Genomic DNA, 21,420 nt, shown 5'->3' with positions numbered 1-21,420 from the left:
TCACCTGAAAACTCATCTCTTAAAATCGGCTCTTTTACTTCGTTTTCAAGGCTTCTAAAATACAAATTTATAAGCAGGGTTTCCGAGATGTCATCGTTAAAACCAATCTTTTCCATATCTTTAACCTTTATAATAATCTATATTAGTATTATAATCAAAAGTGGTTTAAAATTTGATTGTGAGTTAAAAATATATATCGTTTGATTCTTTTATTATTTATTACAAATACTCTTGTGCAAGCCTACCTACTTCATTACCTATCTCAAATTTTGTATTATCGATATATTTGTTTTCAAGGTCGCGTCTAAATTTATAAAGCCATAGAGACTTTGGGCACTGTAACCCTCTTGTATATTGCGATTTGGATAGCATTTTGGTCCTTTTTTGTTTTTATAATTATAACAGGCTAGGTGAACAAGAGAGTGTCTTAAGTTAGCATTGTTTATAGTATAAATTTCAACTTTAATAATTTCATATGTTCTTTAGCATGATATGCAATATTTCTGTTGCGCTACTTATCTGCTTTATATATACTTTCTTTTTAAATTTTAAATTTGCTATCACTTTTATATACTTTTAATGTTATTTTAGACTACTCAAACTTTATGCTTTAGATACTTAAAAGAAGCTAGTCACCTAATGCTTTGCTAGTCACCCAATTAGTCACCTAATAAAGTAAAACTATTGTATTTCAAAATTATGGAAATAAAAGTTAAAAAGTGGAATATAAACGAATTTTAGGTAATTTTTTATACAGTGAAAGTATGGTAAAAGAAGGTAAAAATAGACTAAAAGTATGTAATGGTGGGTTCACCAGGACTCGAACCTGGGACCATCCGGTTATGAGCCGGATGCTCTAACCAACTGAGCTATGAACCCGCCAGTTGAATTTAAGTTGTGATTATAACAATGCAAACCTTATTTATCGCTAAATTTTGTTTTAAATTTTTAAAAATGTATAATTGTCATTAAATTTAAAAACGAAAGCGACAAAATGAATACAAATTTAAGTAAAGCGATGCAAATTTTTTTAGATAATCCGGGCAAGGAAAATGAAAATAACCTTATACAAGAGCTTAAAAAAGCCCAGTTTATGGCTCCTGTTATTATCAATCAAGCACTAGCCAAGCCTGACGGAAAGGCATTTTATGAAGAAGAAGGCTCAAATATCAAATTTATTCTTCTTGAAGACGAAGAGAGCGATCTTAGCTATTTTCCAGCTTTTACAAGCAAAGAAGAGATGATGAGGTGGAGAAACGATAGCGAACAAGAAATTTTAAATTTAGAGCTTAAAAACTATCTTGCTATGCTAGAAGCATCAAAAGAAAAATACGCTGGCATAGTCATAGACGCATTTTCGTATAATTTAATCTTAAATTTCAAGACGATTAAGCAAATTTGTGAAATTTAACCTTAAATTTCACTCGTTTTCAGGCTCGCTTTGAGCAACGCTCTCATCAAATCCAAGCTCAAGCGTCTTTATCTCGCCGATAGAATTTCCTGCGATACCTTTGATCGAGCCAAACATCTCTATTGCATTATCACGAACCTTTTCTATCTGTTTTTCGCGGCTTTTCCAAATTCGCTTCATCGCATTTTGCTCTTTTATCAAGTCTTCTTGCATAGAAGTAAAGCCCTCTACGATAGCCTCAATTCGCATTTTAAACTCATTGCTCGTTAGATAAGAGTAAAGAAGCTCGATTTTGCCTGTTTTATTTTGCACGGAGCTTTTAGCGAAATTTAGCTCAATCACAGAATTTCTAAGCACGAAGCTAAGTGCCTTAAACTCCTCATACGAACACACCCACACTCCATCAACCAGCCCCAGCCGCTCCATATCTTTTGGGCGCGCTTCGCTCACAAGCACTCCCACGTCAGCACCGCTTGAGCGCATATCGGATCTAAATTTCTCTATCCACTCATTTGAAAAGTTCTTGGTTCGCTTGCTTTCATAGTAAATTTTACCGCAGTTTTGCACCTCTCTAGTATTTACTATCTGCATGCAGTCAGCGCCGTTTGCACCCTTTTTAACCTCCTCGATAGTATCAAGCGGAAATTTCGCCCTCAACCACTCCTCAATCGCAAGCTCCTGCACCTCGCCTTGAAGCTGCTGGCTGCCCTGCTCTATACGTCTTTGAGCTTCACTCAGCTGCTTTTTAAGCGCCTCCATCTGCTCATCTTTTTGGCGAAATTTAAGCTCATTGGCATATGAAATTTCTTTTTGCAAGCGCTCTTTTTCGGCTTGCAACTTAGCCGAAAATTCAAGCTCGCTTTTAGCCTTTATACTTGCTTCAAGCTCATCTTTTTCTCGTTTGAGTTTTTCTATTTCCACGGTTTTTAAATTTAGCTCGCTAACCTGCTTTGACTTGGCTTCAAGCTCGGCTTTTAGCGCATTTACAGCGGCTAAATTTTCATTTTCAAATTTTATCTTTATCTGCGCTTCAAGCTCGCTTTGCTTAAGCTTTAAAGCCTCAGCTACTCTAGCGTCAAATTCCGCCTGTTTGGCTTCAAGCTCCTTTTGCTTTGCGTTTAGCTGCTCTAAATGCGTCTTATACTGCTCTCTTTTGGCCTCAACCTCTTTTTCAAAATTCTTTTTTTCGGCGGCTAATTTTTGGTTAAATTCCTGTTCGACTTGGCTTTTAAAAGCCGAATTTACATCTACATCAAACCCGCAGTTTGGGCATTTTACGCTATCTTTCATTTATAGTCTCGTCTTCATCTTTTCAAATTCATCCTGCACGACTTTCTGATTTGGCTCATTTGTCATCTTATCTATCGCATCGCCCCAGATGCTAATTGCTATAATAGCGATACTTGAAGCTACAAATCCCGGCAAAATTTCATAAACGTAAGAATTTAGCCCAAAAGCTATCCAAGCAAGCACTGTTATGCCGCCGACTATCATGCCTGCAAGTGCCGCTAGAGCACTCATGCGCTTATAATAAAGACTAAACAAAAGTACAGGTCCAAAGCTAGCTCCAAATCCGGCCCAAGCGTTACCTACCACTCCCAGCACGGTATCGGTTGAGCCAAACGCCAAGAGAGTTGCCACTAAAGCAACTGCAACTACAGCATATCTGCCAAATATCACCTGCGTCTTTTCATCGACCTCTTTTTTATAAAATGCAAGAATAAAGTCCTTCGTAACAGAGCTTGCACTTACTAAAAGCTGGCTTGAAATCGTACTCATAATCGCCGAAAGTACCGCAGAGATGATAACTCCTACGATAAACGGATGAAACAGCGTCTCCCCAAGCTTTAAAAATACGGTTTCAGAGTCTTTTAAAGGCATGCCAAGCTGACTATAATAAACAAAGCCTATAAGCCCGCTCATGATAGCACCAATGAGCCCAAGCGCCATCCAGCCGATACCTATCCTGCGCGCCTGAGCAAGCTCACTAGAGCTTCTTATCGCCATAAAACGCACTATGATATGAGGTTGCCCGAAGTATCCAAGACCCCAAGCCATGAGTCCTAGTATGCTTAAAAATGTCTGATTGTGAAATAAATTTAGGTGGTTTTCGCCGTATTTACTAATCTCACTCCAAAGGCTAGCTCCACTTGGAATTTCGATGTTAAAAAACGCAACGGTAGGGACTAAAATAAGCACTAAAAACATAAGCGAACCTTGAAAAGCATCGGTTATCGCAACCGCTCTAAATCCGCCAAAAAAAGTATAAAACACAACGATAAATAGCGTAAATATCGCTCCTATTTTAAAATCAAGCCCGAAAAAACTCTCAAAGCTCTTGCCGCCCGCGATGATACCGCTACTTACATAAAGAGTAAAAAATACAAGTATAACTACGCCCGAGACTATACGCAAAATTTTAGTGTTGTCTTTAAAACGGTTTTCTAAAAAATCAGGAATCGTTATACTGTCGCTTGCAACCTCGGTATATACTCTAAGCCTTTTGGCCAAAAATAGATAGTTACAATACGCACCTATAGTTAGTCCTATCGCGATCCAGACGTTTGCGATACCCGTAGCATAAAGCGCACCGGGCACTCCAAGCAACATCCAACCGCTCATATCGCTAGCTCCTGCGCTAAGAGCCGTTACAACCGGTCCTAGTCTGCGATTATCTAGCAAGTACTCGCTCATATTTGCGTTTTTGTTATAAGAATACTTACCGACAAGTAATAAAAATCCAAAATAAAGAGCAATAGCGAGATATGCGCCAAATTCCATAAAACAAGCCTTTTGGTTAAATTTAAAGCGATATATTAACATTAAATTTATTAAAATTTAAAAATTTGCTCTCTTAAATTTGCTCGTATGAGCGGAAATTTCACACTAAAACAGTATCAATTAAGCAAAAAAATATCAATTTTTTTGTATATTTGACATTTACGTTTCATTAAAGGCAACCAAATTGAACGAGAAATTTTTCAAGCTTCTTTTTTTCTTAACCATAGTCTGTGTCGGTGTTTATTTTACCTACCCTACCGAGCTTAACGCAACTCAGCGCTTAGCATATCTGCAAAGTTACAAAACAACTCTCATACTAACCGCAGGCGGTATAACCATAGGCATAGTGCTTGGATTTTTCCTTGCGTTTTTACGCTTCTTAAAGATCAAGCCGCTTACTTTTATCATAGACGAATACATCGACATCTTGCGCGGCACTCCGCTCATGCTCCAGCTTATGGTTTTTGCGTTTATCATACTTGTTTCGTTTGAAAATTTATACGCAGCAATTGTAGCTCTTGGGTTAAATAGCTCCGCATACGTCGCAGAAATCGTTAGAAGCGGTATTGCTAGCGTAGATAGAGGGCAGATGGAAGCGGCGCGCGCTATGGGTCTTGACTACTCAACTTCAATGGGACAAATCATAATCCCTCAAGCGACAAAAAACATCCTTCCCGCTCTTGCCAATGAATTTATATCGCTGTTTAAAGAAACATCCATAGTAGGCTTCATAAGCGTAGCCGATATCACTATGCAAAGCAGAAGCTTTCAATCGGTTCTTTACAATCCAAAGCCGCTTATATTTGCTGGCGTGGTTTATTATACAAGCGTTAAAATTTTTTCGTATTTGGCTAAAAAGCTTGAAGAGAGGCTAAATAGACATGATTGAGATTAGAAATTTAAACAAAAACTACGGCGATTTGCAGGTTTTAAAAGATATTAGCGTAGATATCAAACAAGGCGAAGTAATAGCCATCATCGGACCAAGCGGCGGGGGCAAAAGTACATTTTTACGCTGCATAAACCGCCTTGAAGAACCTACAAGCGGACATATCAAGATAAACGGCGAAGATATACTGAGCAAAAAAGCCGATATAAACAAAATTCGCCAAAAGATAAGTATGGTTTTTCAGCATTTTAATCTATTTGCAAACAAAAACGTCCTAGAAAATTTAACTCTAGCCCCGATTAAAGCGGGAATTTTAAGCAAAATGGATGCGGAAAAAAGAGCCGACGAGCTTCTTAAAAGCGTAGGATTGCTTGATAAAAAATATGCCTTCCCTCACAAGCTTTCAGGCGGACAAAAACAACGCATAGCCATAGCCAGAGCGCTTGCGATGAATCCTGACGTGATACTTTTTGACGAGCCGACCTCAGCGCTTGATCCGGAGATGATCGGAGAGGTGCTTGATATCATGAGAGATGTCGCAGCCAAGGGTCTAACTATGCTTGTAGTTACTCACGAAATGGGTTTTGCAAGAAATGTAGCAAACCGTATATTTTTCATGGACGGGGGCAGAATCGCCGTCGATGACACGCCTAAAAATATCTTTGAAAATCCACAAAATCAAAGACTAAAAGAATTTTTAGGAAAAGTGTTAAATCATTAATTTTAAAGTATTATAATTACGCAAATTTCATTAAGGAGAGTTAGATGAAAAAATTATTCGCACTGCTTCTGGCGGGCTTAGTTAGCCTTGGCGCTACCGAACTTAAAGTAGGAACAGCCGCAAACTATCCGCCGTTTGAGTTTATCGACGATCAAAACAAGATTGCAGGTTTTGATATAGATCTGATGGATGCGCTTTCTAAAAAAGTAGGATTTAAATACCAGTTCGTAAATATGAATTTCGACGGACTTATCGTTGCTCTTAAAACAGGCAAAATAAACGTGATCGCAAGCGCGATGAGCGCAACCGACGAAAGAAGAAAGTCTATTGATTTTACCGACGCTTACTACTCAACCGAAAATATCTACCTTCGCAAGAAAGGCAATGAGGCTATAAAAGACAAAGAGAGCTTAAGCGGTAAAAAAGTAGGTGTGCAGCTTGGCACGGTTCAAGAGATGGCGGCAAAAGAGATAAAAGGAGTAAATATTGTTCCATCAGAAGAGACTGTTACGCTGGTTCTTGGACTTAAGGCAAATAAAATTGATGCGGTGATATTTGACAGCTCTATAGGATACGGATACCTTAAGAAAAATCCTGATCTAGAGGAATTTCATAAAGAATCAGACGGAAGCGAAGGATTTTCTATAGCTTTTGATAAAGATAAAAATTTAGATCTGATAGAGAAGATAAATGCCGCTTTAAAAGAGCTTAAACAAGACGGCACTTACGATAAATTACTAGAAAAATACGATCTTAAATGATGACCTCTCACGCAATTTTTAAACTCAAATTTAAAAGTTGCGTGGCTCTTTTTGTTTTTTTATTTATTCCTACTTTCGCTTTAGCCGATCAAAAAGTAATCGCAACCTTTGTCAAAAAGATAAACGAGGATACTTTTGTTTTTAAGATAAATCCTATAAAATCAGCTCCGTGCAAGCTTTACGGTATCGAAATTTATAAGCCAAAAAAATGCATAGACGACGAAAAACAGCTAGAAGAATTTAATAAATTTTACGAAGATGAAATTTATAAATTTATAAAACCCGGAAGAAATTTTTACCTTGAAGCCAAACAAAATTTAGGCGATAGATGGCTTTGCGAAGTAAGCGATAATAGTAGAATTTTAAACAAAACTCTAGTAAAAAACGCTCTAGCCAAACCAAAAAACAAAGAATATAAGAAGATAAAGGTAACTTCAAACAAGATAAAGGATAAATTTCCCGAAATTTTCGAGTGCTTCCAAAGCGGCAAGAAGCCCGAAGCAAAACCAAAAGAAGATAGCGAGCAAGAGATATTGTGGGACGAAACACAAGAAGAAGAGGAAAAACCAAAAATTCAAATAGAGTTTAAAGAGGCAAATGAATGAAAAACATACTTATCATAGCAGGATCTGATAGCGTCGGAGGAGCCGGTATTCAGGCTGATATCAAGACCTGCGAAGCCTTTGGCTGCTACAGCGCAACGGCGATTACTGCTCTTACTGCGCAAAACACCGATGGAGTAAGCGCTATCAGTGAGGTTTCGGGCGAATTTTTAAACGCACAGCTTAAAATGATAACCGACGAGCTTAAGATAGATGCAATCAAAGTCGGAATGCTCTTTAATAAAGAGCTTATCTTGTGCGCTAAAGGCTGGATAGAGCGTCTTAATGTGCCAACGGTTATTGATCCTGTCTGCGTTGCAAAATCGGGAGCAAAACTACTTAAAGATGACGCAATAGGCGAGCTAAGAGAGCTTTTAAATCTGGCAACGATAGCCACTCCAAACATATACGAAGCGCGTGTTTTAAATATCGATACTTCAAATTTGCCATGCGACATCATCTTTAAAAGAACTGTAGCCGATGAAATTTGCCAAGATACCTTGCACACAAAAGCCGGCGAGATAATTAAATTCCAAGAGGAGTTGATAGAGCCAAAGATAATGCATGGAGCCGGATGCAGCTTTGCCAGTGCGCTTGCTTGCGCTCTTGCTTTAGGAAAGGGCACAAAAGAATCGATAAAGATCGCTAAAAAATTCATCTTAAACTCTATAAAATCAGCACACACAAGCAAATTTGGCGTGAGAATTTTAAATCACAAAGCAGGATTTAATGGCTGAAATTTATGCGATTAGCGATGATATTTTAACTCCCGATGATACTATCTTAGAGCAAACTCGTGAAATTTTAGAATGCGGGATAAAACATTTTCAATATAGAAGCAAAAAAGCCGTTAAAGATGAAAATTTAGCACGCAAGTTGCTAACGCTTTGCGATGATTTCGGAGCGAAATTTATCGTAAACGACGATGTGACTTTTGCTAAAAAAATCGGAGCAAAATGCGTTCATATCGGTAAAGAGGACGGCGACATAAAAGCCGTGCGAGAAATTTTAGGCAAAGATGCATTTATCGGTGTAAGTTGCTATGACGACGTAAATTTGGCTCTTAAGGCACAAGACGCAGGGGCAAGCTACGTAGCGTTTGGGAGCGTCTTTACAAGCTTAACAAAACCCGCTACTAAAAGATGCTCACTTGAAACGATAATGCAGGCTAAAGAAATTTTAGATATACCAATCTCCGTAATCGGCGGTATAAACGCTCAAAATATCGATAGAATTTTATCTCTTGAAATAGATCTTATCGCCGTTATCTCAGCCCTTTACAGGCCTGAAAGCATAAGCGAAAATTACAGAAATTTAAGCAGATTTTTGTAGTTTTAATCTTTAAACTAAAGTAACAAAGAAAGTTTTACCGATTTATGCATTAAGGCAAGCTAATTTAATTAGGCATTAAACGCAGTTTAGTTCAAATTTGGAGCGCGTTCGCAAGGTCAAAAAACCTTGAACATATATTAAAAAATCCCAAGAAGCAGTATTTTAAGCCGATATTTGCAAAACGATGATGCAAGCAAACCTATTTAACATCATTTTACCAAGCCGAATGTCAAATTTAGCAAACGGCTTGGAACGAGGTTAAATTTACCTACTTTGTTTCATCTTATCACGCCAACTGCAAATTTCTTTATTACCTTCCCTGCAAGCCTTTCCGACGATATCCTCAAAAGTAAAGCAAGCCTCTCTATTATTTAGCTTGCAAGCTTTATATATATATTCCATAATTTTATTGTCATATTTTTCCACAAGAGGCAAAGCCTGCAAGCAACCATTGCTATATCCGTATTCGCAAGCTTTATCATAATAATAAAGCATTTTTTTAGGATCGTTTTTATGAGCGTTCGCAGCCATATAGCAAGAGTGCGGATCTTTGTTTTCGCAAGCTATCTCCTCGCTTGTGGTTTTGCCTAGCTTTTCGCAAGCCTTGCTTTTTCTGTTGTGTTTGCAAGCGATAGAAAATAGCTCGCTTGCCTTTTTCTCATCTTTCATGCCGTATTTGTCGCTTTCATAAAGCTCTCCTAAGCTGCCGCAAGCTTCCGGATACTTATCAGGGCAAATTTTCTCTAAAACTTCTTTGCCTTTTTTGATATCTTTTTTCACACCTATACCATCGGTGTAAAAAAAGCTCACCGTAGGGCACATACCATACACTCCTCTTTCACACAAGCCGTTATAGACCTCAAACGCCTTTTCATAATTCTTCTCTACGCCCTGACCGTAGTAGTACATATAGGCAAGATATGTGCAAGCATCCTCGTCCTTGCCGAGTTCACAACCCTTTTTTGCGTACTTAAACGAAGCTTCAAAGTCCTTTTTGTCATACGCAGAGACTGCGAGCTTACCGCAACTTGCAGCGTCATTCGCCTTGCAAGCCGCTTCACGTTTTTCTTTAAGCTCTTTTACATAACCCTTTTCGCAGCACATTTTGTCTTGATCATTTAAGTCGCAACACAATCTATAATACATAATAGCCTTTTGCGGATCGCTTGCTATGCCCGGTCTTCCGAAATCATAATGAGAGCCAAGCTGTTTGCAAGACGACCAAACCTTATCCTTTACGCAAGCTTCGTGCTCAAACGGGATAGACTCTCTAAATTTACTGTCTATTCTTAACTCGTTTGCTATTGATGCGTTAGTTCTTGCATGAGCCGATAGTGCAAGAAGTGCGGCAAAAACGATAAAAACAACTTTTCTCATGACAGCCTCCTAGTATGAAATTTCTCTATCACAATTATACTAGACTTTGTCTAAAAATATTAATATAAATAATTTTTTTACCTAATTTTATATAGTTACATTAATTTTAGTAACAATATTTAGAGTTTGAAATTATCGTTATTATTGAGCGAATTTAAAATTTTTAGGCTTAAATTTTACCCGCAAATATCGAGTGAAGCGCAAGCTCCTCGCCCCAAACGTTTTTATGCTTCTCAATACTTTTTTTAATGGCGCTTATAAGATAAAACACATCGTCTTTAGTATGCGTATAGTGCAAGCTCACTCTAACCCAGCCGGGCTTTTTGTCAAATGTTTGATTGTCTTTTAAATTTAGCAAATCATGCCCGTAAGGTCCTGCACAAGCACATCCTGCTCGGGTTTGTATGCCATAGTCATTGCTAAGAGTTGCGGCAAAATCATAAGGCGAAACGCCTTTAACATTAAACGCAAATATCGGCACGCGAGCCAAATTTTTAGGCAAGTAGCATATCACGTCATCGATACTTGCAAGCTCTTTTGAAAAAAGCTCGTTTAATTCATCTTCACGCTCTTTAATGCGCTCAAATCCGATCTCGTTTCTAAGCTTATAGGCCAAATTTGCCCTTATCATCTGAATTATCCCAGGAGTGCCGCCCTCTTCTAACTGCTCGAAATTCTTTACAAACTGATGACTTGTCCTGCTTACGTAAGCCACCGTTCCGCCTGCTGCAAAAGTAGGCTCACAGCTATCTATGAGCGATTTTCTAATCGCCAAAAGCCCGCAGCTTCCGACCCCGCCAAGCAGTTTGTGCGGAGCCAAAAACAGCGCGTCAAAGTAATTGCAATCCACATTGGCATAAGCGCTAATGCTTGATGCATCAAGCGCAAGTACTCCGCCATGAGCTTTAATCATCTCATAAATTCTTTTGTAATCGCTAATAACGCCCGTAACGTTTGAAGCTGCGCTAAAAGAGGCGATGATCTCGCGGTTTTTATTCATCTCAAGCACACGCTCAAGCATTTTAAAATCAACTCCGCCGTCTTCATCAAGCCCTATTCTAAGGACATCGCACATCCCTTCGCGAAAGCTAACTTCGTTTGAATGGTGTTCGTAAGGCCCCACGATAACTAAAGGCAAATTTGAAATCGCTTTTATATTGTATCTTTTGCGAGTATTTGGCGGTATATAAAGCCCCATGATCTCTTGAAATTTCTTGATAGCAGCACTTGCTCCGCTTCCGCAACCGACGAGATAGAACTCATCGTTAAGAGCGAGTAAATTTTTAAGCTCGCTTCTTGCATTTTCGTATCTGCGCTGGGTTAAAATGGCGTTTGAGGAGCTGTCAGAATGTGTATTAGCATAGGTTTTTAGAAATTTTAAAACTTCTTTTTCAATAGGCTCATAAGCAAGCCCCGAAGCGGTATAATCAAAATAATAAATTCCGTCTTTTAAAATGATATTTTTTCTAACTTCATCCAAATTCAGCACACTATCGCCTTAGTTTTTAAAAGTGATTATAACCAAAAGTGTGCTAAAATGGGCTAAAAAGGAGAACAAATCCATACGTTAAAATCCTCTTATAAACGCTTCAAACACCTTGATATACATGAGCTTATAAATTTCCATTGCGTTTTTGACGCTTATGATATAAGCCCAAATTTTTACGATGTTTTTGAGGCGATTGAGGTTTGTATAGTAAGAGAATTTCAAAATTTAAAACCAAAATTTAGCTTTAACACTCCGCTTAAAAACGAACTTAGCCTTGCACTAATGCGCCTTGCAAAAAGCGATAGAAAGCGGTTTAATATCCATAAAATTTTCTCCCAACAAGTTGCCAAACGAGTTTATAAAGAGCTTTTTGAAAGAGAGCTTATAAGTGTCGAAAAGAGCCTTGAAAAGCCTATAAAAGCGCCAAAAGGACAGCTTTTAAAAAAGCATTTAAGAAGATATCAGGTAGAGGATAAAATACGTTTTAGCGATAACTTCACTAGATTTTGGTTTAGATTTATAGAGCCGAATTTAAGCCTGCTTGAAGAGGCTAAATTTGATAACGTTATGCGAGATACAAGGGCGAATTTCGATGATTATGCGAGCTTTGGGTTTGAGCTTGTTTGCAGGGAGCTTTTGGCGCACAAATTTGGCGTAGAATTTGATAGAGTAAGCAGCCTGTGGACAAGAGAGGTTGAGATCGATCTGTTTTTAAAAATCAACGAGCAGATCATAGTCGGAGAGGCGAAATTTAAAGAGCATAAGATATGCAAAAATGTGCTAAATTTGCTTGCTAAAAAATGTGGCAGACTGCAGCTTGAACCGTATAAATTTGCGCTTTTTTCAAAGAGCGGCTTTAGCAAAGAGCTTGAGAGATTAAAAGACGAGCGAGTAATGCTTTTTGATATGAAAGATTTTGAGGAGCTGATAAATGGATGAAAAAACAAGCATACAAGATGGGTTAAAAAGCCTGATAGAGCAGACTTATCTAATCGAGCAAGAGTATAAAAACCTCACGAATTCATACTCAAATTTGCAAAATTTCATAAAAGAGATCGTGGAAATTTTGCCCACCGCCATATGGGTCATAGACGAAAAGGGCGAAATTTTCTTGCAAAACTCAGAAGCGCTTAAAATTCCAAAACTTTTAAATTTAATCGATGAAAACAGCGAAGAGATAGAGCTACACGGTCAAATTTATCTCATAAAAACTACTCAAAAAAACGGCAAAAAAATCATCTCGGCAACAGACATCACTAAAGAAAAACGCACGGAACGACTAGCCTCTATGGGACAGGTTGCCGCTCACTTAGCTCACGAGATAAGAAATCCCATAGGTTCGATCTCGCTTCTAACCTCAACACTTTTAAAGCGAGCCGATGAAAAAACAAAGCCCATAGCAAGCGAGATTCAAAGAGCCATTTGGCGAGTAGAGCGTATCATCAAAGCAACCCTGCTCTTTACAAAAGGTCTTAGCATAAATCCTAGCGTGTTTAATTTTAACGAATTAAAAAGCGAATGCGAGGAAGCCATAGCCCATTACGCTTATTCCAAAGATATAAATTTCAACTTAAATTTTCCAAACGCTTACTATAATGGCGACAAAGACTTGCTTGCGATAGTCTTTCAAAACATGCTTTTTAACGCGATTGACGCTATCGAGCAAAGCGATGATGAAAGCGGGGAGATAAGGCTTGAATATGAAAAAACATCCCAGGAACATCGCTTCGTCATATTTGATAGCGGAGTAGATATAGCAAATGCGCAAATCGTCTTTGAGCCGTTTAAGACGAGCAAGCTTAAAGGAAACGGGCTTGGGTTGCACCTGTGCTTGCAGATCATAAACGCACACAAAGGAAGCATCGAGATCATGCTAAATCCGAAGCGATTTTGCATAAATTTGCCTATTTATAAGGCAAAAAGCGAGTAAATTTATAAAATTTGAAAGGCAAAAATGAAACTTGATAGAAAAATTTTAGACGAAATAGAAATTTGGCACGAAGAGCTAAAGCCACTTAAGATGAGCGAGCTTTTTAAAAACGGCGGCAAAAATATCGCCTTTATAAGCGTAGATATGATAAACGGCTTTTGCTGTGAGGGCGCGTTATCTAGTCCAAGAGTGGATGCTATAGCTAAAAATTTGGCAGATACATTTAAAAGAGCGCACGATAAATTTGGCTTTAAAAATTTCATCTTAATCCAAGATAATCACGGTGAAATTTCAAGCGAATTTGACGCTTTCCCGCCACATGCAATAGCAGGAACGAGCGAGGCTGAGACGATAGAAGAGATTAAAAATTTAAGCTTTTTTGATGAGATGAAAATTTATTATAAAAACTCGATAAGCTCGGCGTATTGCGACGGATTTAACCGCTTTTTAGAGCAAAATCCAAATGTGAATACTTTTGTCATCTTTGGCGACTGCACCGATCTTTGCGTTTATAACCTCGCCCTTCACATCAAGCTAAGCGCAAACGAAAAAAACATCAAACGCGAAGTCATCGTAGTAAGCGATCTGGTGCAAACCTACGACGCGCCTTGGCACAACGGCGATTTTTATCATCTAGTATTTTTACGACATATGCAAATAGCGGCAAATATAAAAGTTGTCAAGTCTCTTGAATAAATTTAGGTGAATCTAAACAAAACCGACCCGCAAGCCGCTTATTCTGGTCTTAAAGACGAATTTCAAAAAGGCTTACTTTAGCATTTTGATAATGAGCCGGTAAGCCTTTAGTATCCTTTATCTCGGTAAGTCCAAGGAAGCAAAATCCGCACTTTTGATAATGCTTAATAAGCCCTAAATTTTCACCTACCGTATCAAGCCTGATAAAATTTTTACTACTTTTTAGAGCATACTCTTTAGCCCAATTGACTATATGCAAAACTAAATTTTGCCCTCTAAAGCTAGGATTTACCGCTATACGATGTATATATATGGCGGCATCGGCACTTCTCTCTTGCCAAATTTGAGCGTCATCAAAGGCTATCGCCCAAACGCAAGCTATTGTGCCCTCTATTTTTATATTAAACTGCCTATTTTCTTTGATCTCGGTCTCTATAAACTCGCGACTAAATTTCGGCCAAGGAGCAGCACCTTTTATCTTTTGAAGCTTAACCGCCTCGTCATAAAGATATAAAATTTCGCCCACATCATCTTTTGAGCTATTTTGTATAGTCATTGTTTATCCTGCTAAGTTATTTACCTTTTCTTCAAAATTATCGCTTACTACAAATTCCGTGTTATAAACTAAAATTTGATTTTGCTCGGGGTTAGCTATCTTGATGATTAGACTTTTATTGTTCTTTTCAACCCCATTGCGGTGATCTTGCTGAGCTAGGCGGTAGATATTTGTTATCATATCCTTGCTAAGGCTTACCATGTCCAAATTTAGCTCAAGCGGGGTTAAATTTCTAGGCTTTTCTTTTAAATTTGAGCCGTTAGAGCCGTTTTGATAGCTTCCGTTGCCGTTAAAATTTCGCTTCTTAAAGGTTCGCGCCTTAAAATTCATATCCTTAGCGTCCTCAAGACTAACCATCTCTATAAGCCTTATGCGGTTAAACTGTCCGTCTCGAGAGAAATTTATCTTAAAGGCGTAAGGAGTCTCATAAACTGCATTTCCAAGCTTTTCAAGCTCGGCAAGTTCGCGATCAAATAGCGTTATTTCGATATTTCCGTGAAAATCAAGCACGTTTAAGGTGCCGATTTTCTTGCCGCTATTTTTAGCTATCCTCGTGCTGATATCTTCGATCTTTCCGACCACAAGTAGCTCCGCACTCTCGCCGACACTTTCAAATTCCGAGCTTAAAGTGTAGCTTATCTCGTCAATTTGCGCCTTAAAGTCCTGCAAAGGATGACCCGAAAGATAAATTCCTACGCTATCTCTTTCATATAAAAGCCTCTCTTTTAGCTCAAATTCCGTATCGTCCGCCAGCAAATTTACCTTCACGTTATTCATGCTCTCATCTTCACCAAAGAGGCTTTCTGCGCTATTTTTCTTAATCTGCGCAGCACTTTTGCAAGCTTCCATTATATTATCAAGGTTATTAAACATCATCTTTCTAGTAAAGCCAAAAGTATCAAAAGCGCCTGATTTTATAAGGCTTTCAACAACTCTTCTATTTACTCTAAAGCTGTCTATACGCGAAACAAAATCGTCAAGCTCTTTAAATTCTCCATTTTTACGCTCTTCAATAATATTTTCTATAGCTGCACCGCCAACACCCTTAATCGCTCCAAGACCGTAAATAATAGCGTCGCTTCCGTTTTCGCTAACAACGCTAAATTCTTGCATAGAACGATTTATGCAAGGCGGAAGTATGGATATGTTCATACGCTTTGTTTCGTCGATGTATTTTGCGATTTTATCCGCATTATCCTCCTCGCTCGTTAAAAGAGCCGCCATAAATTCGGCAGGATAATAGGTCTTTAGGTATGCAGTTTGAAAGATTATCATCGCATAAGCTGCGGCATGCGATTTGTTAAATCCGTAAGAGGCAAATTTCAAAATCATCTCAAAGAGCTCGTCAGCCTTTGTTCCGTTTAGCCCCTTTGTAATCGCACCTTCTACGAATTGCCCTTTAAGCCTATCCATCTCCTCTTTTATCTTTTTACCCATTGCACGGCGCACCAAGTCTGCACCTCCAAGACTAAATCCGCCTATGGTTTGAACTATCTGCATAACCTGCTCCTGATATACGATAACGCCGTAAGTAGGGGCTAAAATAGGCTCAAGTTCCGGGAAAATATATGTTATCTCGGCTTCTTTATGCTTCCTTGCAACAAAATCAGGAATAAGATCCATAGGCCCCGGACGATAAAGCGCAACCATCGCGATAATGTCATCAAAACAGTCAGGCTTTAGGCTAAAGCCAAGCTTACGCATACCCTCACCTTCCACTTGAAAGAGTCCTATCGCTTGTCCGCTTTGAATAATCTCATAAGTTTTTTTATCGTTTATATCAATCGTCTCCCAAATAATATCCTTACCAAAGCGATTTTTGATAAGCTTTATAGCGTTATTAATAACCGTTAGGGTTTTAAGTCCAAGGAAGTCAAATTTGATAAGATCCACATCCTCAAGATATTTTAGACTATATTGCGTTACGTAGTGATCTTCGGCACTATTTGGCTGGCGAAACAGCGGAGCTTTGTTCCAAAGCTCCTCGTTTGAGATAACAACTCCAGCTGCGTGCATGCCTGCGTTGCGGTTTAACCCCTCCAGATCAAGTGCAAATTTCCAAATTCTAGCCGCATTTGCGTTTTTATCGATGAGCTCTTTTATCTTTGGCTCTTTTTCAAAAGCACCCTCAAGAGTTATGCCAAGCTCATCAGGTATAAGCTTTGCCATCGCGTCAGCCTCGGCATAAGGCATATTGCAAACCCGCGCGACATCGCGGATGACGCCTTTGGCAAGCAATTTACCAAACGTTATAACCTGAGCTACGTTAAATTTACCATATTTTTCGATAACATAATCAATTATCTCGCCTCTTCTATCCTGACAAAAATCCACGTCAATATCGGGCATGCTTACTCGCTCGGGATTTAAAAACCTCTCAAAAAGCAGGTTATAAGGTATGGGATCGATATCGGTTATCCTAAGACTATACGCCACCAAGCTTCCGGCAGCCGAACCACGTCCCGGACCCACCGGCACGCCGCGCTTCTTAGCCTCCCTTATAAAATCCCAAACGATCATCATGTAGCCCGGAAAATTCATCTTATTTATGATATCTATCTCAACTTCAAGGCGCTTTTTATACTCTTCGTGCTTTTCTTCAGGCACAAATTTAAGCCGCTCGGCAAGACCGTTTCTACACTCATACTCAAAAAACACCGAGTCGTTTGCAAAGCTGTAGCGATTGTCAGGCTCCGGCAGACTTAGTCCTCGCTCGGCTGCGCATTCAAGAGTAAATTTAAAATTTGGCGGTGTCGCGTCGCCAAGCTTTATCTCAAGATTGCATTTTTCTGCAATCTCTTGCGTGTTTGCTATAGCTTCGGGAATATCGGCAAAAAGCTCGCTCATCTGAGCAGGAGTCTTAACGTAAAACTCATGCACGCTATGGCGCAAGCGGTTTGGATCATCAAGAAGTTTGTTCATCGCGATACACATGAAAACTTCGTGTGCGTCGGCTCTTTGCTGAAAAGTATAGTGTGTATCGTTAGTGGCGATTATCTTGATGTCAAGCTCTTTTGCTATACGCAAAATTTGATCATCAATCCTGCGCTGATCACCGATACCGTGGCGCATGATCTCAAGATAAAAGTCCTCGCCGAAAATTTCCTTATACTCGCGCGCCACTTCAAGCGCTTTTTCATATCCGCCCGCTCCGTAGCGCAAATTTCGTTCGCTTTCGTTTAGATGCCAATTCACCTCGCCTTGAAGGCAAGCAGAGCTACATATCACGCCTTCGCTATGCTCTCTTAATAGTTTTTTATTGATACGCGGATAGTAGTAAAAGCCCTCGATATAGCTCATCGAGCTTAGATACATCAAATTTTTATAACCGATCTCGTTTTTAGCAAAAAGACACAGGTGAAAGCGCTGCTTAGAGCTCTTATCTCCGACATCTTCGCTGTTGTGTATATAAGCTTCTATACCGATTATCGGCTTTATTCCCTCGCCCTTCATCGTCTTGTAAAAATCAATTGCACCAAACATATTTCCATGATCTGTTATTGCTACCGAGCTTACGCCTTGTTTTTTAAGCGTTTTGGCAAGCTCTTTTATCTTGTTGGCTCCGTCAAGCAAGGAGTATTCGGTATGCAGATGTAAATGTGTAAAATCGCTCATAATCATTCCTTTTATTAGGCTTGATTTTACAAAATAGTAGCTTTTAGAGCGCTTTTATATGGCTTATATTTTCTTTAAAGGCTTCGAGCAAATTTGATAAAGTATCGCATTTTGACTCGTTTAAGCCGAGTTTTTTAGATAGAAATTTATAGTGAATTTTTGCACCGTCTTTTAAATTCACAGCAGGCGCATTTGAAGTTTTTGATAGTTTTTTATCTCCGCTTTTAAGCAGGCTGTGATGGATGAAATTTGAGTTTTTGAAATTTAATCCGAGCAAATTTGCCGTATATTTTTGAGCGGCCGAACACTCAAGCAGATCATCTCCGCGCACGAGCAAATTTACTCCAAGCATCTCGTCATCAATAAGGCTTGCAAGGTTATAAGCGGCGGCGCCGTCTTTTTTATATATCATGAAATCACCCATGTCTTTAGCCAAATTGATACTTTTGCTTTGGTTTAGATTTGCAAGCCCAAATCTTGTGCCGTCATAGCCAACCTCTATCATCTCATCGCTATTTACGTGAAGTCTGACGCAGGTTTTACCCGGAGTAAATTTTAGATTTTTGTTTAGGCAAATTTGTTTATAGATGCCGTTTTCAAATGAATTTATCATCGAATGAGAGCACTCGCAAGCATAGCAAACTCCTAAATTTTTAAGTCTCTTAAGCGCGGTTTCGTAGTTTGAAGCTCTCAATTTGGAGCTAAATTTTGCCTCAAATTCAGCCACCGAACTAGCTCCGCCGTCAAAATCAATACCAAGCATATCAAGCACGCGAAAGATGTTTTCGGTATATTGGCTTTTGTATCTCACAAGATCGTAATCATCAATACGAAGGTGCAAAATTCCGTCAAAAGCACGTGTAAAAAGATAGGTTAAAAGAAAGTTATATACATTTCCGGCGTGAAGAAATCCGCTTGGAGTAGGAGCTATACGAGAGATAATTTGAGAATTCATATAGGATAGTCAAGACTTATGAAATTTTAAAAATAAAAAAGGAAAATTTAATCGCATAAATTCTAAAGCCGCCCAAGCGAGCGGCTAAATTTTAATCTTTCGGGCGAGCTTCATTGACTCTTAAAGTTCTACCGCCGATCTCTTTATCGTTTAGTGCCTCTATCGCTTTTGCGCCTGCAGCGTCATCCATCTCGACAAATCCAAATCCCTTTGAGCGATCCGTCTCGCGATCTCTTACTATCTTTGCGCGTTTTACTTCGCCAAACGGCGAAAAAGTATCCTTAAGCTCTGCCTCAGTCATGCGATATGACAAGTTACCGACGTAAATATTCAAAGTAACATTTCCTTAAATTCAAATTTCCGATAAAATCGGTTGTCTGATAATACCTGAATTTGCAAAAAATAGCTAGTAAATTTAGCCTTTAATATAAATTTCGTCAAATTTTACCCAACAAATAAAAGACCTTCTTTTACATCTTTGTAAATTTGCTCACCACAAAGATTTCTAACCAGCTCAAGAGTAAATTCCATGGCCGTAGCAGGTCCGCGAGAAGTGATGATGTTGCCGTCTTTTACTACATTTTGTGAGGTTATATAGCCGTCTTTGCCAACTTTTGTTTCAAAGCCGGGATAACAAGTGTAGCTTTGTTTTATAACGCCTGCTTTTGCCAAAGCCATAGGTGCTGCGCAGATGGCTGCTACAAATTTGCCGTTAAGATCAAATTCTTTTAAAATGGCTTTAAGCCTATCGCTATCAGCCAAATACTGAGCGCCTGGCAAGCCGCCCGGAAGCACTATCATGTCAAACTCACTCTCGGAAATTTTGTCTAAAGTAGTATCGGCATGAACTTTTACTCCGTGAGCTCCTGTTAAAATATCTGCATCAAGTCCTACAAATTTCGCCTGAACTCCGGCTCTTTTTAATATATCAATAATGGTTATCGCTTCTATCTCTTCAAAGCCATTTGCAAGCATTACAGCAACTTTTTTCATATTTACTCCTTTGAATTTTTGTGAAATTTTATATTATTTTATCAAATATATGTTACAATTATTCAACTTTTTACCAGAAAGGAATTCACAATGGAAGTAAAGATAACTTATTGTAACTCTTGAAACTACAGACCGACAGCTTCTCGTGTAGAAGAAAAAATTTTAGAACAAGTCCCTGACGCATCAGTAAATAAAGTCGTAGGAGATAGCGGAAATTTCATCATCGAAGTCGACGGTAACGTGTTATACTCCAAAAAAGACTTGATAGGAACATCGGTAAATGCGCTTCCGAACCATGACGAAATAATGGAAATAGTAGAGCGTATAAAGGCGCTTTGATAAGTCATTAGTCAAAGTCAAATTTGGCTTTGACTATTTTGTTTTTGCGATATCTTAATTTATTAGAGAACTCAAAAAGATTTTAAATCTTATTTTGTTTTCTTATTATTGTATCTTCGAATTTGATTCAAAAATTTTCTTTAAAAATACAGTAATGATTAAAATAGTCTTTTGGTAAGAATTTCATAATTTTAGAATTAATATTGTGGTACTATGGAGGCTTAAGTTAATAGGTTTTTCTAAAAGCAGAAGCGATTTTAGAAAAACCAAATTATTTTAAGTGGTGCCTTTTGATAATTTTATAAAACACCAAAAGGCTATTTGTAAATTTATTTATTAGCTCGCTCGATATACTCGCCTCTAACAGTATCTACGCGGATAACTTCACCTTCAAGCACGTGAAAAGGAATTTGCACAACAGCGCCGCTTTCAAGCGTAGCCGGCTTCTTACCGCCTTGTGTATCTCCTTTGAAATTTGGTGGAGTTTCAACTATTTTTAGCTCAACTACTTGAGGAACTTCCACACCGATAGCCTTGCCGTTATGAAAGAGGATATCAACCATCATTCCGTCTATCATCCATTTTTTCACATCGCCCACATCATCATCGCTTATAGCCACCTGCTCGTAAGTAGCGGTATCCATAAACTGGCAATACTCACCGTCGTCATAAAGATATTGCATCTGTTTTTCTTCTAAATTCGGCTGATCGGCTTTATCTCCGGCGTGAAATGTCTTTTCAAGTACTTTACCGTCTATAAACGACTTAATCTTAGCTCTTACAAAAGCCGCTCCCTTGCCCGGTTTTACGTGTTGATATTCAACCACCTTGTAAGGAATACCGTCTAATTCGATCTTTAAGCCCTTTTTTAAATCGCCCATTGAATATGTCGCCATAAATTCTCCTTATAAATAAACTTGGCGATTATATCAAATTTACAATTATAAAATTATTATTTGAAGCGGAAATTTAG

The 21,420-nt window shown here is 38.6% G+C and carries 22 protein-coding genes and 1 tRNA gene; 11 read left to right on the top strand and 12 right to left on the bottom strand.

Annotated elements, in window-relative coordinates:
• Positions 1 to 219: 219 nt before the first annotated feature.
• Positions 220 to 372, bottom strand: a complete 153-nt coding sequence (locus ACHJH3_RS07835; RefSeq protein WP_407064332.1) for a hypothetical protein — start codon at positions 370 to 372, stop codon at positions 220 to 222.
• Positions 373 to 802: 430 nt separating this feature from the next.
• Positions 803 to 879: transfer RNA gene (locus ACHJH3_RS07830), tRNA-Ile, on the bottom strand.
• A gap of 115 nt (positions 880 to 994) precedes the next feature.
• Here ACHJH3_RS07830 and ACHJH3_RS07825 point away from each other — a divergent pair.
• Complete coding sequence (locus ACHJH3_RS07825) at positions 995 to 1,411, top strand: SseB family protein (protein ID WP_407064331.1); 417 nt, start codon at positions 995 to 997, stop codon at positions 1,409 to 1,411.
• A gap of 9 nt (positions 1,412 to 1,420) precedes the next feature.
• Here ACHJH3_RS07825 and ACHJH3_RS07820 read toward each other — a convergent pair whose 3' ends face one another.
• Together ACHJH3_RS07820 and putP are read right to left on the bottom strand one after the other, a co-directional pair.
• A complete protein-coding gene (locus ACHJH3_RS07820; protein WP_407064330.1) occupies positions 1,421 to 2,701 on the bottom strand; it encodes a DUF2130 domain-containing protein in 1,281 nt (426 codons plus the stop codon).
• Positions 2,702 to 4,192 (bottom strand): sodium/proline symporter PutP, encoded by a 1,491-nt coding sequence (putP, locus tag ACHJH3_RS07815; RefSeq protein ID WP_407064329.1) that lies wholly within the window; start codon positions 4,190 to 4,192, stop codon positions 2,702 to 2,704.
• 223 nt (positions 4,193 to 4,415) lie between these two features.
• Between putP and ACHJH3_RS07810 the strand changes: the two genes are divergently transcribed.
• Genes ACHJH3_RS07810 through thiE form a run of 6 tightly spaced genes read left to right on the top strand, consistent with a single transcriptional unit; the run spans position 4,416 to position 8,497 of the window.
• On the top strand, positions 4,416 to 5,081 hold the full coding sequence (locus ACHJH3_RS07810) for an amino acid ABC transporter permease (protein ID WP_254064982.1): 666 nt from the start codon (positions 4,416 to 4,418) through the stop codon (positions 5,079 to 5,081).
• Positions 5,074 to 5,802, top strand: coding sequence for an amino acid ABC transporter ATP-binding protein (locus ACHJH3_RS07805; RefSeq protein WP_407064328.1), 729 nt, complete (start codon positions 5,074 to 5,076; stop codon positions 5,800 to 5,802). The genes ACHJH3_RS07810 and ACHJH3_RS07805 overlap by 8 nt, the downstream gene beginning before the upstream one ends.
• Positions 5,803 to 5,846: 44 nt before the next feature.
• A complete protein-coding gene (locus ACHJH3_RS07800) occupies positions 5,847 to 6,563 on the top strand; it encodes a basic amino acid ABC transporter substrate-binding protein (RefSeq protein ID WP_407064327.1) in 717 nt (238 codons plus the stop codon).
• The gene (locus ACHJH3_RS07795; RefSeq protein WP_407064326.1) at positions 6,560 to 7,168 is read left to right on the top strand and encodes a hypothetical protein; all 609 of its coding nucleotides are present in this window, start codon (positions 6,560 to 6,562) and stop codon (positions 7,166 to 7,168) included. The genes ACHJH3_RS07800 and ACHJH3_RS07795 overlap by 4 nt, the downstream gene beginning before the upstream one ends.
• The gene (locus tag ACHJH3_RS07790) at positions 7,165 to 7,902 is read left to right on the top strand and encodes a hydroxymethylpyrimidine/phosphomethylpyrimidine kinase (protein WP_407064325.1); all 738 of its coding nucleotides are present in this window, start codon (positions 7,165 to 7,167) and stop codon (positions 7,900 to 7,902) included. The genes ACHJH3_RS07795 and ACHJH3_RS07790 overlap by 4 nt, the downstream gene beginning before the upstream one ends.
• Positions 7,895 to 8,497 (top strand): thiamine phosphate synthase, encoded by a 603-nt coding sequence (thiE, locus tag ACHJH3_RS07785; protein WP_407064324.1) that lies wholly within the window; start codon positions 7,895 to 7,897, stop codon positions 8,495 to 8,497. The genes ACHJH3_RS07790 and thiE overlap by 8 nt, the downstream gene beginning before the upstream one ends.
• Positions 8,498 to 8,761: 264 nt before the next feature.
• Here the strand turns inward: thiE and ACHJH3_RS07780 are convergent, their stop codons facing one another.
• Together ACHJH3_RS07780 and ACHJH3_RS07775 are read right to left on the bottom strand one after the other, a co-directional pair.
• On the bottom strand, positions 8,762 to 9,874 hold the full coding sequence (locus tag ACHJH3_RS07780; RefSeq protein ID WP_407064323.1) for a tetratricopeptide repeat protein: 1,113 nt from the start codon (positions 9,872 to 9,874) through the stop codon (positions 8,762 to 8,764).
• A 169-nt stretch (positions 9,875 to 10,043) separates the two neighbouring features.
• On the bottom strand, positions 10,044 to 11,363 hold the full coding sequence (locus ACHJH3_RS07775) for an aminotransferase class V-fold PLP-dependent enzyme (protein WP_407064322.1): 1,320 nt from the start codon (positions 11,361 to 11,363) through the stop codon (positions 10,044 to 10,046).
• Positions 11,364 to 11,645: 282 nt separating this feature from the next.
• On the opposite strand from ACHJH3_RS07775, the gene ACHJH3_RS07770 reads away from it, so the two are divergent.
• The 3 genes from ACHJH3_RS07770 to ACHJH3_RS07760 are packed head-to-tail and all read left to right on the top strand — an operon-like array spanning position 11,646 to position 13,989.
• Positions 11,646 to 12,302, top strand: coding sequence for a DUF234 domain-containing protein (locus ACHJH3_RS07770; protein WP_407064321.1), 657 nt, complete (start codon positions 11,646 to 11,648; stop codon positions 12,300 to 12,302).
• A complete protein-coding gene (locus ACHJH3_RS07765; RefSeq protein ID WP_407064320.1) occupies positions 12,295 to 13,293 on the top strand; it encodes a sensor histidine kinase in 999 nt (332 codons plus the stop codon). The genes ACHJH3_RS07770 and ACHJH3_RS07765 overlap by 8 nt, the downstream gene beginning before the upstream one ends.
• A gap of 24 nt (positions 13,294 to 13,317) precedes the next feature.
• Complete coding sequence (locus ACHJH3_RS07760; protein WP_407064319.1) at positions 13,318 to 13,989, top strand: cysteine hydrolase family protein; 672 nt, start codon at positions 13,318 to 13,320, stop codon at positions 13,987 to 13,989.
• Positions 13,990 to 14,038: 49 nt separating this feature from the next.
• On the opposite strand, the gene ACHJH3_RS07755 is transcribed toward ACHJH3_RS07760, so the two are convergent.
• From ACHJH3_RS07755 to ACHJH3_RS07735, 5 genes are all read right to left on the bottom strand, one after another.
• Positions 14,039 to 14,545 carry a GNAT family N-acetyltransferase gene (locus tag ACHJH3_RS07755; RefSeq protein ID WP_407064318.1) on the bottom strand — a complete coding sequence of 169 codons (507 nt, stop codon included), beginning with the start codon at positions 14,543 to 14,545 and terminating at the stop codon, positions 14,039 to 14,041.
• 3 nt (positions 14,546 to 14,548) lie between these two features.
• Positions 14,549 to 18,160, bottom strand: coding sequence for a DNA polymerase III subunit alpha (gene dnaE, locus ACHJH3_RS07750; protein WP_407064317.1), 3,612 nt, complete (start codon positions 18,158 to 18,160; stop codon positions 14,549 to 14,551).
• A 43-nt stretch (positions 18,161 to 18,203) separates the two neighbouring features.
• Entirely contained in the window at positions 18,204 to 19,115 is a 912-nt protein-coding gene (locus ACHJH3_RS07745) for a glutamate--tRNA ligase family protein (RefSeq protein ID WP_407064316.1), read from the bottom strand.
• A gap of 91 nt (positions 19,116 to 19,206) precedes the next feature.
• Positions 19,207 to 19,449 (bottom strand): RNA recognition motif domain-containing protein, encoded by a 243-nt coding sequence (locus tag ACHJH3_RS07740; RefSeq protein WP_172200173.1) that lies wholly within the window; start codon positions 19,447 to 19,449, stop codon positions 19,207 to 19,209.
• 110 nt (positions 19,450 to 19,559) lie between these two features.
• Positions 19,560 to 20,108: a DJ-1 family glyoxalase III gene (locus tag ACHJH3_RS07735; protein ID WP_407064315.1), complete on the bottom strand. Its 549-nt coding sequence runs from the start codon at positions 20,106 to 20,108 to the stop codon at positions 19,560 to 19,562.
• A 90-nt stretch (positions 20,109 to 20,198) separates the two neighbouring features.
• Here ACHJH3_RS07735 and ACHJH3_RS07730 point away from each other — a divergent pair, with 90 nt between their 5' ends.
• On the top strand, positions 20,199 to 20,447 hold the full coding sequence (locus ACHJH3_RS07730) for a SelT/SelW/SelH family (seleno)protein (RefSeq protein WP_407064314.1): 249 nt from the start codon (positions 20,199 to 20,201) through the stop codon (positions 20,445 to 20,447).
• A gap of 329 nt (positions 20,448 to 20,776) precedes the next feature.
• On the opposite strand, the gene efp is transcribed toward ACHJH3_RS07730, so the two are convergent.
• Entirely contained in the window at positions 20,777 to 21,343 is a 567-nt protein-coding gene (efp, locus tag ACHJH3_RS07725) for an elongation factor P (protein ID WP_169940415.1), read from the bottom strand.
• Positions 21,344 to 21,420: the final 77 nt, after the last annotated feature.

This window comes from Campylobacter canis (genome assembly GCF_045504005.1).
Lineage (GTDB): Bacteria > Campylobacterota > Campylobacteria > Campylobacterales > Campylobacteraceae > Campylobacter_A > Campylobacter_A canis.
The sequence above is the reverse complement of the archived record's forward strand: the minus strand, read 5'-3'. Positions and strand labels throughout refer to the sequence as shown.